Origin of the sequence: Nocardioides sp. YIM B13467, from assembly GCF_042788075.1 — a bacterium.
Lineage (GTDB): Bacteria > Actinomycetota > Actinomycetes > Propionibacteriales > Nocardioidaceae > Nocardioides.
The window spans coordinates 1116153-1132746 of record NZ_JBHZPJ010000046.1 but is presented as its reverse complement, the minus strand read 5'-3'; the positions used below and the strand labels follow the sequence as shown (position 1 = coordinate 1132746).

Here is a 16594-nt window from a genome sequence, read left to right as displayed (position 1 = left end):
ATCGATGCTTCCGCGTCGGTCTCGGCTCTCGGTGGCCGTCTTCCTGATCCCTCCGCTGCTGCTGTACGGCGTCGCGGTGCTGCTTCCGATCGTTCAGTCCCTGTTCCTCAGCCTGTTCAGCTGGGACGGCATCACGGAGATGAAGTTCGTCGGCCTCGACAACTACGTCAAGATGTTCGCCCGCGACGACGTCTTCTGGACGGCGTTCGGCAACGCACTCGGCTACCTGGTGATCTGCCTGGTGCTGCAGCTCGGCGGCGCCCTCGCCGTCGCGGCGCTCCTGACGGCGCTGCCACGGGCCCGGGAGCTGGTGAAGACCCTCTACCTGCTCCCTGCGGTCATCTCGACGGTCGCGATCGCCTTCCTCTTCCAGCGGATCTACTCCTACGACCCGGTCGGCCCGCTCAACCAGCTGCTCGCCTGGATCGGCCTCGACGGCGCCCAGACCGCCTGGCTCTCGAACGTGAACACGGTTCTCGCAGCCGTCTCCGTTCCTGAGGGCTGGCGCTTCACCGGGCTCTACATGCTCATCGTGTACGCAGCACTGATCGCCGTGCCCCGCGAGCTCGAGGAGGCAGCGCGACTCGACGGCGCGTCCTGGTGGCAGACGTTCTGGCGTATCCGGTTCCCCTACATCCGCCCGGTGTGGATCACGACCACGGTCATGGCGACGACCTTCGCGCTGCGCGGGTTCGACATCCCCTACCTGCTGACGAACGGCGGCCCGGGCCAATCCTCCGAGCTGCTCACGACGTACATGTACAAGACCGCCTTCGTGCACACCGACTACGGCTATGCCAGTGCGATCTCCGTCTTCATCGTCGTGGAGTGCCTGATCGCGGTCGGCCTCATCTTCCTGCTGCTTCGTCGAAGGGACGACTCGTGACCACGCCCGTGCTCACCCGACCGTCGGAGGCCACCGTGCCGACACCGCCCAATGCCCGCGCGGCGGCACGACCGCCAAGGCTCCGTCTGCAACGCGCGCTGCTCACGCTCACGATCGTGCTCATCGTCATCGTGCAGGTCTACCCGCTGCTGTGGCTCTTCCTGACAAGCTTTCGCACCGCCGCGGACTTCACCGGTGGCAGCCCGTTCGCGCTGCCCTCGGACTACACCCTGGACAACTACACACGAGCCTTCGCGACCGGCAACCTGTGGCTGAACATCCTCAACAGCTTCATCGTCACAGCCGGGGCGAGCCTGCTGATCGTCATCGCGGGAATGATGGCCGCGTACGCCCTGCAGGTGCTCGGGTTCCGGTTCAGCGGCTTCGTACGCTCCTTGTTCCTGCTCGGCATCGTCGTGCCGGTGCAGATCGCACTGGTGCCGCTGTTCATCGACTACTCCCGGATCGGGCTCCTCGACACCCATCTGTCGATGATCATCCCGCTGGCCGCCTTCTCGCTGCCGATGGCCGTCTACCTGTTCTCGTCGTTCTACGAGTACATCCCCCGCGAGCTGTACGAGGCCGCGTCGCTCGACGGCGCCGGGCCGTACCGGATCTTCGCGCAGATCACCTTCCCGCTCTCCGCGAACACGATCATTACCGTCGTACTCGTGAACAGCATCTTCATCTGGAACGACTTCATCTTCGCGAACACCTTCGTGCTCTCCGACGGGCTCAAGACCATCCCGCTCGGTCTGCAGAACTACATCGGGGCAATGGGCAACACCGACTGGACTGCCACGTTCGCAGCCGTCTGCGTGACCGTGACGCCGCTGCTACTGGTCTTCCTCGTCCTCAACAAGGCGATGATCCAGGGCCTCGAGAGCGGGGCGACCAAGGGATGAGCACCCCCGAACCCGGCAAGGCAGACCCCAACAAGATCGGCTCGAGCGTGACGATGCGGGACGTCGCCAAGGCCGCCGGCGTATCGGTCGCGACCGTGTCCCACGTCGTCAACAACAAGGCGGGGGCGCGTATCGGCGATGAGGCCAGGCGCAGGGTGCAGGAGGCGGTCACAGCACTCGGCTACCGGCCCAACGCCCTGGCCAAGACCTTGTCACGTGGCGGCTCACGATTCATCGGCCTCGTCGCGGACGCGATCGCGACCACCCCGTTCGCCGGCCAGATCATCCACGGCGCGCAGGATGAGGCCTGGGCCCACGGCTACGTCCTGCTCGTCGCCAACACCGACGGCAACGAAGCAGCCGAGAACGAGGCCATCGCGATGATGCTCGAGCACCAGGTGCAGGGCATCCTCTACTCGACCTGGTACCACCGGGAGATCGTCGTGCCCGAGATGTTGCACCAGACCGACACCGTGCTCGTCGACTGCTTCGCCGAGGGCAGCGGACTGCCCGCCGTGGTGCCGGACGAGGAGCAGGGCGGCAGGACGGCGACTGAGGAACTGCTGGCCGCGGGCCATCGCCGGATCGCTTTCATCAACACGACGACACCTTCGCCGGCCCAGAGCGGTCGACTCGCCGGATACCGCAGCGCTCTGGAGGCGGCCGGCATCGACTTCGACGAATCCCTCGTGTTCCCGGCCGAACCTGCCCAGGAGGGCGGGTACGCCACCGCACCCCGAATCGTCGAGTCGAAGGCGACAGCCGTCTTCTGCCACAACGACCGCGTGGCAATGGGCCTCTACGACGGGCTGCGCGAACACGGGCTGAGCATCCCGGGCGACATCGCAGTCATCGGGTTCGACAACCAGGACGTCATCGCCGCTCACCTGCGCCCACCACTGTCGACCGTCGCGCTTCCGCACTACGACCTCGGCGCTGCCGGCGTCCGGGTGCTCCTCGGCATCGAGTCGTCCACCGGCGAGCAGCTGATGCGCGTCACATGCCCGTCTGTCCCACGCCAGTCGATCTGAGGAGAGCGATGTCCGACGTGCCCGTCGTGCCCAGGCCGACCTTCCACTTCACCCCGCAGCGCAACTGGATGAACGACCCCAACGGACTCGTTCACGACCGCGGCCGCTGGCACCTCTTCTACCAGTTCAACCCCGAGGGCTCCGAGTGGGGAAACACGAGCTGGGGACACGCGACCAGCAGCGACCTGCAGCACTGGACCGAACACCCGGTCGCACTCCGGTTCCGCGACGGCGAGCAGATCTTCTCGGGCTCGATCGTCTCGACCCCGGCTGAGGACGGCACCGAGCTGACTGCGTACTACACCAGCGCCTACGCAGATGGCCGTCAGGCCCAATCGCGAGCGACCAGTAACGACGGCGGTTTCACCTGGGAGCTCGACGTCGACAACCCGGTGCTCGACCGCGGCACGAGTGCATTCCGAGATCCGAAGGTCATCCGCTACACCGACGAAGCGGGACGGCTTCGCTGGATCCTGCTCGCGGTCGAGGCAGAGGACCGCCAGGTCCACTTCTACACCTCGGACGACCTCCGCTCGTGGGAGCACGCAAGCGCCTTCGGGCCGTTGGGCCCGACCGGCGTCGTCTGGGAGTGCCCGGATCTCGTCCCGCTGCCGCTCGACGGCGATCCCGATGACATGCGCTGGGTCCTGATCCTCAGTACCAACCCGGTCGGCGACGACGCGGATCGCGATGGTTCCTCGATGAGCTACGTCGTCGGCCGCTTCGACGGGACCAGGTTCACGACAGACTCCGCAGAGCTCGTCCGCCTCGACAGCGGCCGCGACTTCTACGCAGGGGTCACCTTCGACAACGCCCCACAAGGCGCCGCCATCATGGTCGGCTGGATGAGCAACTGGCGTTACGCAGAAGCATTTCCCTCCACACCGTGGAAGGGCGCGATGTCGCTGCCGCGACAACTCGCCCTGCACACCGTCCGGGGTCGACCTCGGCTCGTCCAGCGACCTCCCGCGTTCCTTCTCGAGCAGCTCACCCACGCGGCGCGGGCCACGGTGGTCATCGCCGAGCAGCCGGTCGAACTCTCTCTCAGCGGTCACAGCGTGCTCGACCTGCGGTGGGATCCGGCCACCACAGGGAATCTCAGCGTGCGGCTGCACGGTGATGCCGACGCATGTGTCGAGCTGGAGCACTCGGGAGGGACGCTCAGGGTCACCCGCCGTGGTTCCGCGGCCGAGGCGGTGCATGTCGACTTTCCCTCGACAAGCGTCACCGAGGTGGCGACCGGAGGCCCGGTCCAGCTGCTTCTCAGCCTCGACGGACCGCTGCTCGAGATCTTCGCGAACCACGGCGAGGCGACAGTCTCGAACCTTGTCCCGCTCGGCCGCGGACCCATCGTCGCGACCGTCTGCACCGAGCGCCGGGGAGCGGTCGCGTACACCGCTGTCGACGTCGCGAGCGACGAGTCGATACCCGACCCGGCCGCGACACCACTCCACGCTCCGCAGGATCACCCCGCAACCGCACTGTGACAACAGCCGATCTGCCCGACGCATCGGGCCGAACCGAAGGAGTCATCATGCCCCACCCCATCTCACGACGCAGTCTGCTGCAAGGCGCCGGCGCCGGTTCGCTCGCGTTCTTCGCGGTGCACGCCGGCTCGACCGCCGCACACGCCGCGCAGACGTCACTGCGGGCGGTCTACCACATGACGCCTCCCTCGGGATGGCTGTGCGACCCGCAGCGCCCGGTCACCACCGGCGGCGCTTACCAGCTCTACTACCTGCACTCGACGCAGAACAACGGCCCCGGCGGCTGGGACCACGCGACGACGACCGACGGTGTCGCCTTCACCCACCACGGCACCGTGATGCCCCTTCAGCCCGACTTCCCGGTGTGGTCCGGGTCGGCCGTCGTCGACACGGCGAACACGGCCGGATACGGCGCCGGAGCCGTCATCGCACTCGCGACGCAACCCACCGACGGCATCCGCAAGTATCAGGAGCAGTACCTCTACTGGTCGACCGACGGCGGCTTCACCTTCACCCCTCGGCCCGATCCGGTGATCGTCAACACCGACGGCCGCACCGCGACAACACCCGCCGAGATCGAGAACGCCGAGTGGTTCCGGGACCCGAAGATCCATTGGGACACCGCCCGCGGCGAGTGGGTGTGCGTGATCGGCCGGGCACGATACGCGGCCTTCTACACCTCCTCGAACTTGATCGACTGGCACCTGAAGCGCAACTTCGACTACCCGAACCACGCCCTCGGCGGCATCGAGTGCCCCGACCTGTTCGAGATGACCGCGAACGACGGCACCCGACATTGGGTGCTCGGCGCCAGCATGGACGCCTACAGCATCGGGCTGCCAATGACGTACGCCTACTGGATGGGCACCTGGAACGGCGAGGAGTTCATCGCCTACGACCTGACCCCACAGTGGCTCGACTGGGGCTGGGACTGGTACGCCGCGGTCACCTGGCCCGCCGTAGATGCTCCGGAGACCAAGCGCCTCGCCATCGCCTGGATGAACAACTGGAAGTACGCCGCACGGGACGTGCCGACCGACGCCTCCGACGGCTACAACGGACAGAACTCGATCGTGCGCGAGCTGCGTCTCGAGCGGCAGTCGGGCGGGTGGTACTCCCTGCTCAGCAGCCCCGTGAGCACACTCTCGGACTACGTGACAGATACCACGACTCTGGGAGACCGCACGGTCAACGGCAGCCTCGTGCTCCCATGGAACGGACGGGCCTACGAGCTCGAGCTCGACATCTCCTGGGACACCGCCACCAACGTCGGTGTCTCCGTCGGGCGCTCCCCCGACGGCTCACGACACACCAACATCGGCAAGTACGGGGCCGAGATCTACGTCGATCGAGCCCCCTCCGATCTCGCCGGGTACTCATTGGCGCCCTACACGCGAGCCGCCGCGCCCATCGACGCCGCCGCACGATCAGTGCACCTGCGGATCTTCGTCGACACCCAGAGCGTCGAGGTGTTCGTCAACGCCGGCCACACCGTGCTCTCCCAACAGGTGCACTTCACCGAGGGCGACACCGGCATCTCGCTCTACACCGACGGCGGGCCAGCAGACTTCACCGGCATCACCATCCGCCAGCTCCGGAGCATCGGCTGACTCGATTGCCGTCCGACCTCATTGATCGAGGTTTCGGACGGCAATGCCTTCCAGCGCCCTCTTGACTGCCTTCTCCACGGCCGAGGCGGGAACGCCGGCCGGAACGACGAGCATCCCGATCGATGCCTCGCTCTCGTCGGCGAAGGTGCGATGGACCGCGGCCAGTGCCTGCTCGATCTCCCGCTGAGGGTCCGTGCACTCCCGCCGAAGCCAACGGCGAAGCACGCGGTTGTGTGCAGCGACGACTGCCGCCGCCGTCATCTCGGCGCGGAGCTCCGCTTCTGGCGAGGCGTCGGCCCAGTGACTCAGGTAGCGACGGAAGAGGCGCTGGTAGCGGGCACCGCTCACCAGCTCACGCTCACGGAGAGCCGGCACGGTGGAGGTCAGCCCATAGCGCTCCCGCGCACGCTCGCCCTCCGCGACGTAGTGGAACAACACGATCTTGACCGCGTCCGTGACGGCGGCAAGGCCGGCGTCTGCAGGTGACGAACGCAATCGCTCCTCGACCCGGCCGAGAATCTCATCGTGGTCGGGAAAGATCACCGCTTCCTTCGACCCGAAGGAACGGAAGAAGGTGCTGCGGCTGACGCCGGCCTCGGACGCGATGTCGTCGACAGAGGTGGCCGCGTACCCCTGGATCCCGAACAGGCGGAACGCCGCATCCGAGATCTCGTCACGCGCTGCTGCCATCACTCTCCCTTTTGGATCGTTCCCTGGACATCATGCCGCATGACACCTAGTCTCATTCATTGACACTGAAGTTCACAAGGAGTCCCGTTGAGCGCCGAGCCCACCACCGCACCCGATTCCTCGGGCGCCGAGNGCGACCAGCGAGGTCCCGGTCGGCGGGGGAGTGATCGTCGCTGACCGCAACCTGGTGGCCACCCAGCCGACCGAGGGCACGTTCAAGGTCTTCTCCGCGATCTGCACCCACCGGAGCTGCCCGGTCACGAAGGTCGCCGGCGGCACCATCGACTGCCCGTGCCACGGCAGCCGCTTCTCGATCGAGGACGGCTCGGTGACGCAGGGCCCGGCGACGAGCGCGCTGGAGGAGGTCGCCTTCGAGGTCACCGACGGCGAGATCGTCCCCAGCTGAGCCAGCCTGGTCGAGGCGTCGCCCCCGCCGGCCGAGGCGTCACGCGCACAGATCGAGGCGTCAGCTCTGCAGGCCGACACGTCACGCCGCTGCCCACTCGACCTGCAGAAGTGACGTTTCGGCAGGATTGGTCAGGCGCGCGCGAGGGCCTGTGCCCGCCACAGCTCGTCGCGCGGGGAACGACGGCGGTCGAGACGGGCATCGAGCAGCACCCGGGCCTCGTCCCATCGGTCGGCGCGGAGCAGGGCGGCGATGCGGGCCTCCTCGATGATCTCCCGCTGTGCGTCGGAGCCGCCGAGGCGGCGGATCGACGGCGCCAGCGCCGCGAGCCGGTCGGCGGCGGCCGAGTTCTCGTCGCGGGCCATCAGCCCGAGCGCCTCGGCGAGCGGGGAGACGACGGTGGCCATGGTCGGATGTACGTGCCCGGCGGCCCACGACCTCAGCTCGTCGAGCGCAGCGGCGTCACCGGTGGCGAGGTGCGTGACCGCGGTGTGCATGGCCAAGAACGGGGTGGCGGGCCGGATCATCGTCTCGCGGCCGGTGACGCGTACGACCTCGGCGATGTCGGGCACGTCGTGAGCACCCGGCGTGAGCGCCCACCGGAAGAGCAACGAGCCGGAGTCGACCAGCGCCCGGCAACCCAACGCGTGGCCGGGCTGGAGCTGGGTCTCGTAGCGGCGGCGTACGGCGTCCAGGTCGCCCAGCGAGAGCTCGTGCAGCGCGGCGTGCCAGGAGAAGTGGGAGAGCGAGTCGATCTGGGCGCCGTCGCCGAGCACCCACGAGGACATCCAGGTGAGACCGGCCTCGTGGTCGCCGGTCTCGTAGTGGGCGTGCGCACGGGCGTGGGCGGAGTGGCCGGCGCCGGGCTCCACCGCCAGCGAGGCACAGGAGAGCGACATCGCGTCGTCGAAGCGGCGCTGCTCCTGGCGTACGAAGGCCAGCAGGCCGGCGAACCACCAGTCGTCACCGTAGGCGGGCCTGGCGCGTTCGACGATCGCCCACGCCTCCTCTGGCACCTCGGTGGCCCCGGCGAAGGCGATGGTCGGCACCGCGGTCGAGAGCAGCAGTGCGTCTCGCGGGAAGGCCGCCAGGTGGTCGATCAGCGGCCGCGGGTTGCCGCCGATGTGGGCCTCGACCGCGTGGACGTGGCTGCGCTCGCGCTCGGTCGCCCGCCGGGCGTGCAGCCGAGCCTGCTTCAGGCGGGCGCCGACGTCGACGGGGGCGCACATCTCGTGGCCGAGCAGTGCCAGAGCCGCGTGTCCGAGCGCGAACGTCGGGTCGAGGACGATCGAGGCCGCGAAGGAGGCGAGGGCGCCGTCCCGTAGACGAAGCACGTCGAGCAGCCCCTGGGAGTAGGCCAGGGCAGCTTCGTCACTGGTGGTCAGCGCGTATCCGTAGCGGTCACGACAAGGCACATAACCATACTAGACCACTAGACTTTAAAACCCAGGCCGGTGCGGCAGATTTCCCCAGACTCAGGGAACCGGGAGCTCGCCGGAGCCCCGGGGGATCAGTCGGGCGCCGATGGTGACCGTCTGGGGCGGGCCTGCGGTGTCGCCGGCGATGCGCTGGAAGAGGAGTCGCGCGGCGGCCGCGCCCATGGCTCCGGGATCCTGGGCGACGACGGTGAGTCCCGGCTGGAGGAGATCGCCGAGCTCGACGTCGTCGAACCCGACCAGGGCCAGTCGCGTCGAGCGCCGGGCGAGCTCGCGGAGCACGCTGACGGTGGTGCGGCTGTTGCCGCACAGCAGCGCCGTCGCCGGTGACGGCCCGTCGAGCAGCCGGTCCAGTGCGTCGGCGGTCGACGCGGGAGACGGGGGCGCCTGCGTGACGAGATCGTCGGAGAAGGGGATCCCGGCGGACTCGAGCGCCTCGCGATAGCCGCGCAGGCGCTCGCCTGCGGTGTAGATCTCCGGTGCGTCGCCGATGAAGCCGATGCGGCGATGTCCGTGGGAGAGCAGATGCTCCACGCCGCGCCGGCTGCCACCGCGGTTGTCGGTGAGGATCATGTCCGCCTCGATGTCCCCGGGCGGGCGGTCGACGAACACGACCGGGATGCCGGCCCGCATCTCGGGGAGGAGGTAGGAGTGGCTGGTGCCGGCCGGTACGACGATCAGCCCGTCGACGCGCCGCTCGCAGAACGCGAGAGCGAGCTCGCGCTCCCGGTCGGCGTCTTCGGCCGAGGATCCGGCGAAGACCATCGTCCCGTGCTCCCGGGCGACCTCCTCGACCGCGCGGGACAGGATCGAGTAGAACGGGTCGGCGACGTCCTCGAGCAGCAGCCCGACAGTGCCCGACCGTCCCTGCCGGAGATCGCGGGCGCTGGCGTTGCGCCGGAAGCCGAGCTCGGCGATCGACTCGAGCACGGCCGCGCGTAGGTCGTCGTTGACGTTCGACTCGCCGTTGACCACCCGCGAGACGGTCTTCAGGCTCACCCCGGCCGCCGCCGCGACGTCCTTCATGGTCGGGCGGCGCTGCTGACGGGTCTGCTCGGACGAGGGTGATGCCACGTGCTCAGCGTAGACGTCGATCCGAGCGCGACAACGATGTCTCAATTCTTCCCGTGTGTCGGCACAAATCACGACGCATCTCGAGAGTGCACGCGTAAATCCTTCGCAAACGTCGTTGACAACGTTGTCATCTCACGGTTCCATCTGGGATGGCCCCCATGTGAAGGAGATCACACCGATGCATCGTTCGGACGTACCACGCAGAACGAGAGGCCGGGCCCGCCTGGCCGCGATGATCGCCGCGACGGCGGCGCTGATGGTCGCGATGACCGGCACCGCACCCGCGCTCGCGACGCCGGAGGCACCTGAGCCCTCGGCCCCGAAGAGCAACACCGCCGACCCCCAGCAGGCCGCCGAGGGCGGCGACTGGTCGGCCTCCTTCGAGGAGGGCGACCCGCAGCCCAGCTGGGCCGACCTCGTCGACACCGACGACGACGGCAACCCGCGCACCGCGGGCGTCACCGGACCCGACCCCTTCGGCATCCCCGGCGACATCTCCGAGCACATCACCGGTGTCACCGCCAGCGGAGAGAACTCCGGCTCGGGCGAGGGGGCCGCCGAGCTCGTCGACGGCGACATCAACACCAAATGGCTCACATTCGCGACCACCGGCTGGGTGCAGATCGAGCTAGACCAGCCAGTCGACGTCGTCAGGTACGCCCTCACCTCGGCGAACGACGCCGCCGAGCGTGACCCCAAGAACTGGGTGATCCAGGGGTCCACCGACGGCCAGACCTGGACGACCGTCGACACCCGCACCGGCCAGTCCTGGGACGAGCGCTTCCAGACCCGGGAGTTCGAGATCGCCTCACCGCAGGCGTACTCCCACTACCGCATCGACATCTCCGCCAACCAGAGCGGCGGCATCATCCAGCTCGCCGAGTGGCAGCTCTCCGACGGCTCCGAGCCCCCGCCGCCGCTGAAGAACATGACCAGCCACCCCGACGACGGCCCCGCCACGGCGTACGCCGCGAAGTCGAAGGTCGGGTTCACCGGAGTGCACGCCTTCGAGTACGCCGGCAAGATCACCGCTGACAAGGGCCACTCCTACAACCGCGTCTTCGACGTCGACATCCCCATCGGTGCCGAGACCGAGCTGTCCTACCTGGTCTTCCCGGAGTTCATCGAGGGCGATCTGACCTACCCGAGCACCTACACGGCCGTCGACCTGGCCTTCACCGACGGCACCCTGCTCTCGGAGCTGGGCGCGCTCGACGCGCAGGGCTATGTCCTGTCGCCGGAGGGCCAGGGTGAGTCGAAGTCGCTCTACACCAACCAGTGGAACAAGAAGACCTCCGTCATCGGCGAGGTCGCCGCGGGCAGGACGATCGACCGGATCCTGGTGGCCGTCGACGCTCCGAGCGGCCCGACGAAGTTCCGTGGCTGGTACGACGACATCGCGATCACAGCCTCCCCGGACGCACCCCACATCAACAGCCGCGTCGACTACGCCGTCACCACCCGTGGCACCCAGTCCAGCGGCAGCTTCTCGCGGGGCAACAACATCCCGGCGACCGCGGTCCCGCACGGCTTCAACTTCTGGGCGCCGATGACCAACGCGGGCTCGCTGTCATGGTTCTACCGCTACCACCAGGACAACGACGCCCAGAACCGGACCAGCCTGCAGGCACTGACGCTGAGCCACGAGACCAGCCCGTGGATGGGCGACCGGCAGACGTTCCAGGTGATGCCGTCGGCCGCCGAGGGCATCCCCGACCCGGGCCGCAACGCGCGCGAGCTCACCTTCGAGCATGAGAACGAGACCGCCCGGCCCCACTACTACAAGGTCGGCTTCGACAACGGGCAGAGCGCCGAGGTCGCACCGACCGACCATGCCGCCGTGTTCCGGTTCACCTACCCCGGCGACTCCGCGCGGCTGGTGTTCGACAACGTCAACAACGACGGCGGACTGACCCTCGACCCGGCTGCCGGGACGCTGACCGGCTTCACCGACACCCGCAGCGGCCTGTCCAACGGCGCCACCCGGATGTACGTCTACGCGACCTTCGACCAGCCGGTCACCGGCGGCGGCAAGTACGCCACCGGCGAGCGCCCGAACGTACAGGGTCATCTCGAGTTCGACGCCGGCGCGGACAGGACGGTGACGATGCGCATCGCCACGAGCCTGATCGGCATCGACCAGGCCAGGCGCAACCTCGAGCTCGAGGTCGGCGACGACTCCTTCGACACGGTCAAGGAGAAGGCGAAGGCGCTGTGGCAGGACAAGCTCGACGTCGTCGACATCCAGGGCGCGACCAAGGACCAGAAGACGACCGTCTACTCCAACCTCGCCCGGCTCTTCCTCTACCCGAACTCGGGTCACGAGAACACCGGCACCGAGGACGAGCCGGTCTGGAAGCACGCCGTCCAGTCCACCTCCGGTGACACCAACCCGCCGGGCACCACTCCCACCCACACCGGTGCCGACATCGTGGACGGCAAGGTCTATGTGAACAACGGCTTCTGGGACACCTACCGCACCACCTGGGCGGCCTACTCGCTCCTGGAGCCGAGCCAGGCGGCCGAGATGGTCAACGGCTTCGTGCAGCAGTACAAGGACAACGGCTGGATCTCGCGCTGGTCCTCGCCGGGCTACGCCAACCTGATGACCGGGACCAGCTCGGACGTCTCCTTCGCCGACGCGTACGTCAAGGGGGTCGAGGGGATCGACGCGGAGGCCGCCTACGCGGCCGCCGTGAAGAACGCCACCGTCCGGCCTCCGGGCTCCGCGACCAACTCCAACGTCGGCCGCAAGGGCATGCAGACCTCGGTGTTCCTCGGCTACACGCCCGCGGCCGTGAGTGAGGGCGTCTCCTGGGGGCTCGAGGGCTACATCAACGACTACGGCATCGGAAACATGGCTGCGAAGCTCGCCAAGCGCGACGGGATCTCCCGCGCCGAGAGGAAGCGGCTGAAGGAGGAGTCGGAGTACTTCCTCGGCCGGGCCCGCAACTACGTCAACACCTTCGACACCAAGGTGGGCTTCTTCCAGGGCCGCAACGCCGACGGCACCTTCAAGAAGTCGCCGGCCGACTACAACCCGCTGGTGTGGGGCAGCGACCACGACTACACCGAGACCAACGGGTGGAACTTCGCGTTCCACACCCCGCAGGACGGCCAGGGCCTGGCCAACCTCTACGGCGGTCGCGGCGGGCTCGCGAAGAAGCTGGACACGTTCTTCGCGACCCCGGAGACAGGGGAGTACCCGGGCTCCTACGGCGGCATCATCCACGAGATCCGTGAGGCCCGTGACGTACGCATGGGGCAGTGGGGCTTCTCCAACCAGGTCAGCCACCACATCCCGTGGATGTACAGCTACACCGGGCAGCCCTGGAAGACGCAGGAGATCGTCCGCGAGACGCTGCGCCGCATGTACACCGGCTCCGAGATCGGGCAGGGCTACGCCGGTGACGAGGACAACGGCGAGACCTCGGCGTGGTACCTCTTCGCCGCCCTCGGCCTCTACCCGCTCCAGATGGGCAGCGAGAACCTCGTACTCGGCTCGCCGCAGTTCACCAAGGCCACCCTCCACCTCGAGGGCGGTAAGGACCTGGTGATCAAGGCACCGAAGAACAGCAACGAGAACATCTACGTCCAGGGCGTCAAGATCGACGGCAAGACCTGGGACAAGACGTACGTCTCCCACAAGGAGCTCGCCGACGGCGGCACCATCGAGTTCGACATGGGCTCGAAGCCGTCGCGCTGGGGCACCTCGCCCAGCGCCGTCCCACCGTCGCTGACCACCGGGTCGGAGCCGGCCACGCCGATCGCCGACAAGTCGGGCCCGGGCAAGGGCACGGTCTCCGCCAGCGGAAACGACGGCGAGACGCTGGTCGACAACGACTCCGGGACGCAGACGACCGTGGCCGGTGACGGCTGGGTCGAGTACCGGTTCTCCGGGACCAGGGTGCCGGTGTCCTTCTACACCCTCACCAATGGCGCCGACGGTGGCTCACCGAGCGGCTGGGTCGTCAAGGGTTCCAACGACGGCACCGACTGGAAGGTCCTCGACCGGCGCTCGGGCGAGGAGTTCGCCTGGCAGCAGGCCACCCGGCCGTTCAAGCTCGAGTCGGAGTCGAGGTTCAACCGGATCCGGATCGAGTTCACCGGGACGTCAGCGGAGCAGATCACGCTCTCGGAGGTGGAACTGCTCGGCTAGCCGATCCGAGCACGCCCTGCGTACCGCCAGCCTGTCGGTCCTCGCCGATAGGCTGGCGGACGTGCCCGATCCGCAGAGCTATCGCCCGAAAGCTGGGAGCATCCCCACCCAGCCCGGGGTCTACCGGTTCCGCGATCCCAAGGGGCGGGTGATCTACGTCGGCAAGGCGATCAACCTGCGTCAACGGCTCGCGAACTACTTCCAGCCGATCCCCAGCCTCCACCCACGCACGGCCACGATGGTGACCACCGCGGCCAGCGTCGAGTGGACGACGGTCAACAACGACATCGAGGCGCTCCAGCTCGAATACACCTGGATCAAGGAGTTCGACCCGCGGTTCAACGTCAAGTACCGCGACGACAAGTCCTACCCCTGGCTCGCGGTCACCGTCGGCGAGGAGTTCCCGCGGGTCATGGTCGGCCGCGGGGCCAAGCGCAAGGGCACCAGATACTTCGGCCCCTACGGCCACGCCTGGGCGATCCGCGAGACCGTCGACATCCTGCTGCGGGTCTTCCCGATGCGCTCGTGCAGCAACGGCGTCTTCAAGCGTTCGCAGCAGATCGGCCGCCCGTGCCTGCTCGGCTACATCGACAAGTGCACCGCCCCGTGCGTCGGCAACATCTCCGCCGAGGAGCACCGCGAGATCGTCGACGACTTCTGCGACTTCATGGCCGGCCACACCACGACCTTCACCAAGCGGATCGAGAAGGAGATGTACGCCGCGTCCGAGGCCCTCGACTTCGAGAAGGCCGCGCGGCTGCGCGACGACCTCGCCGCGATGCAGCGGGCCCTGGAGAAGCAGGCGGTGGTGCTCGGCGACGGTGCCGACGCCGACGTGATCGCCCTGGCCGAGGACCCGCTCGAGGTCGGCGTGCAGATCTTCTACGTACGCGGCGGCCGCATCAAGGGCCAGCGCGGCTGGGTCGCGGACCGGATGGACGACGCCGACACCGCAGGCCTGGTCGAGCACTTCCTGCTCCAGCTCTACGCCGGCGAGGACGCTGAGGCGATCCCGCGCGAGATCCTGGTCCCGGCGCTGCCGCCCGACCACGAGACCCTCGAGGAGCTGCTCTCGGACGTACGGAAGGCGAAGGTCAGGATCCGGGTCCCGCAGCGTGGCGACAAGAAGACGCTCCAGGAGACCGTCGCCAACAACGCCAAGCAGGCCCTCGCGCTCCACAAGACCAAGCGCGCCAGCGACCTGACCATCCGCAACCGGGCGCTCGAGGAGATCCAGGAGGCGCTCGAGCTCGACGAGGTGCCGCTCCGGATCGAGTGCTACGACATCTCCCACCTGCAGGGCACCGAGATCGTGGCCAGCATGGTGGTCTTCGAGGACGGGCTGGCCCGCAAGTCCGAATACCGCCGGTTCATCATCAAGGGCCAGGACGGCTCCGACGACGTGCGGGCGATGCACGAGGTGATCACTCGGCGGTTCAAGCGGCTTCTCGACGAGCAGTCGACGTCGATCGTATCGACCGAAGTGGAGGGCGCCAGTGGGCCGATGCTGGTCGACCCCGAGACCGGCCGGCCCCGCAAGTTCGCCTATGCCCCCGGCCTGGTCGTCGTCGACGGCGGCGCGCCCCAGGTGGCGGCCGCGCAGCGGGCCCTGACCGAGCTCGGCATCGATGACATCCCGGTCGTCGGCCTGGCCAAGCGCCTCGAGGAGGTCTGGGTCCCCGACGAGGAGGACCCGGTGATCCTGCCGCGGAGCTCCGAGGGGCTCTACCTGCTCCAGCGGGTCCGCGACGAGGCGCACCGGTTCGCGATCACCCACCACCGCGGCCGTCGGTCGAAGTCGATGGTGGAGAGCCTGCTCGACGACGTACCCGGCCTCGGCGAGGTGCGCCGCAAGACGCTGATGAAGCACTTCGGCTCGCTCAAGAAGCTCAAGGCGGCGACCGTCGAGGAGATCGCTCAGGTGCCCGGCATCGGCCCCGGCACCGCGACAGCGATCAAGACCGCTGTGGAGCAGACCGCGAAGAATGGCAAGGTTAGCGCCATCAACGTCACCACCGGCGAGATCATCGAGGAGTAGGTCATGCACAAGGGGGAGGTCGTCGTCATCACCGGCATGACCGGTGCCGGGCGGAGCACCGCCGCCAAGGAGCTGGAGGATCTGGGCTACTACGTCGTCGACAACCTGCCGCCGAGCCTGCTCCCGCAGGTGGTCGAGCGGGTCGACGCGGCCCGCGGCCCGGAGCAGCCGGTGGCGGTCGTGACCGACGTGCGTTCCGGGTCCTTCTTCGCCGAGCTCGAGGAGATCGTGGCGAAGGGAGCCACCGGGCGGCGTACGACCCTGGTCTTCCTCGACGCCGCCGACGACACGCTCGTCCGCCGTCAGGAGGCCGCGCGACGGCCCCACCCGATGCAGCGGGGCAACGAGCGGCTGCTGGACGCGCTCGAGCGGGAGCGGGTGGTGCTGGCCACCCTGCGGGGCGCCGCCGACCTGGTCATCGACACGACCCAGCTCAACGTGCATCAGCTCACCGCGAGGATCGCGGAGGCGTTCGGCACCCCGGAGCGGACCACCCTGAAGGTGTCGGTGGTGAGCTTCGGGTTCAAGTACGGGATCCCGGTCGACGCCGACTTCATGGCCGACATGCGTTTCCTGCCCAACCCGCACTGGGTGCCCGAGCTGAAGGACGGCAACGGACGTGACAACCCCGACGTCGCCGCGTACGTCTACTCGCGCCCTGGTGCGGAGGAGTTCCTGAGCGGGTATGTTCCGGTGCTCATCGGAGTGACCAAGGGCTATCTCCACGAAGGAAAGAGGTTCATGCGCGTGGCGATCGGGTGCACGGGTGGCAAGCACCGCAGCGTGGCGATGGCGGAGGAGATCTCCAGGCGGCTGCGAGATGCCGGCCTGGATGCGAAGGCGATCCACCGAGACCTCGGGCGGGAGTGAGA

Annotated in this window: 12 protein-coding genes; 9 read left to right on the top strand and 3 right to left on the bottom strand. The window is 68.1% G+C overall.

The features are described from left to right. Positions 1-4 precede the first annotated feature (4 nt). From ACFX43_RS12695 to ACFX43_RS12675, 5 genes are read left to right on the top strand one after another with little or no spacing between them, the layout of a single operon-like run. Positions 5-886 (top strand): carbohydrate ABC transporter permease, encoded by an 882-nt coding sequence (locus tag ACFX43_RS12695; RefSeq protein WP_378821315.1) that lies wholly within the window; start codon positions 5-7, stop codon positions 884-886. Continuing rightward, positions 883-1791, top strand: a complete 909-nt coding sequence (locus ACFX43_RS12690; protein WP_378821310.1) for a carbohydrate ABC transporter permease — start codon at positions 883-885, stop codon at positions 1789-1791. The genes ACFX43_RS12695 and ACFX43_RS12690 overlap by 4 nt, the downstream gene beginning before the upstream one ends. After that, positions 1788-2822 (top strand): LacI family DNA-binding transcriptional regulator, encoded by a 1035-nt coding sequence (locus ACFX43_RS12685; RefSeq protein WP_378821307.1) that lies wholly within the window; start codon positions 1788-1790, stop codon positions 2820-2822. The genes ACFX43_RS12690 and ACFX43_RS12685 overlap by 4 nt, the downstream gene beginning before the upstream one ends. 8 nt (positions 2823-2830) lie before the next feature. Continuing rightward, positions 2831-4309 (top strand): glycoside hydrolase family 32 protein, encoded by a 1479-nt coding sequence (locus ACFX43_RS12680; RefSeq protein WP_378821305.1) that lies wholly within the window; start codon positions 2831-2833, stop codon positions 4307-4309. A gap of 47 nt (positions 4310-4356) precedes the next feature. Next, positions 4357-5919 carry a glycoside hydrolase family 32 protein gene (locus ACFX43_RS12675; RefSeq protein ID WP_378821302.1) on the top strand — a complete coding sequence of 521 codons (1563 nt, stop codon included), beginning with the start codon at positions 4357-4359 and terminating at the stop codon, positions 5917-5919. An 18-nt stretch (positions 5920-5937) separates the two neighbouring features. On the opposite strand, the gene ACFX43_RS12670 is transcribed toward ACFX43_RS12675, so the two are convergent. Beyond that, entirely contained in the window at positions 5938-6609 is a 672-nt protein-coding gene (locus ACFX43_RS12670) for a TetR/AcrR family transcriptional regulator (RefSeq protein WP_160022120.1), read from the bottom strand. 163 nt (positions 6610-6772) lie between these two features. Between ACFX43_RS12670 and ACFX43_RS12665 the strand changes: the two genes are divergently transcribed. Continuing rightward, complete coding sequence (locus tag ACFX43_RS12665) at positions 6773-7015, top strand: Rieske (2Fe-2S) protein (protein ID WP_378821300.1); 243 nt, start codon at positions 6773-6775, stop codon at positions 7013-7015. Between the two features lie 131 nt (positions 7016-7146). On the opposite strand, the gene ACFX43_RS12660 is transcribed toward ACFX43_RS12665, so the two are convergent. Both ACFX43_RS12660 and ACFX43_RS12655 read right to left on the bottom strand, forming a co-directional pair. Further along, complete coding sequence (locus ACFX43_RS12660) at positions 7147-8430, bottom strand: pyridine nucleotide-disulfide oxidoreductase (protein ID WP_378821298.1); 1284 nt, start codon at positions 8428-8430, stop codon at positions 7147-7149. Between the two features lie 60 nt (positions 8431-8490). Beyond that, entirely contained in the window at positions 8491-9525 is a 1035-nt protein-coding gene (locus ACFX43_RS12655) for a LacI family DNA-binding transcriptional regulator (protein ID WP_378821297.1), read from the bottom strand. 232 nt (positions 9526-9757) lie between these two features. On the opposite strand from ACFX43_RS12655, the gene ACFX43_RS12650 reads away from it, so the two are divergent. The 3 genes from ACFX43_RS12650 (at position 9758) to rapZ (ending at position 16592) form a co-directional block, all read left to right on the top strand. Then, a complete protein-coding gene (locus tag ACFX43_RS12650) occupies positions 9758-13684 on the top strand; it encodes a GH92 family glycosyl hydrolase (protein WP_378821295.1) in 3927 nt (1308 codons plus the stop codon). Between the two features lie 61 nt (positions 13685-13745). Next, on the top strand, positions 13746-15722 hold the full coding sequence (gene uvrC, locus ACFX43_RS12645; protein ID WP_378821292.1) for an excinuclease ABC subunit UvrC: 1977 nt from the start codon (positions 13746-13748) through the stop codon (positions 15720-15722). Positions 15723-15725: 3 nt separating this feature from the next. After that, positions 15726-16592, top strand: coding sequence for an RNase adapter RapZ (gene rapZ / locus ACFX43_RS12640; protein ID WP_355020807.1), 867 nt, complete (start codon positions 15726-15728; stop codon positions 16590-16592). Positions 16593-16594 lie beyond the last annotated feature (2 nt).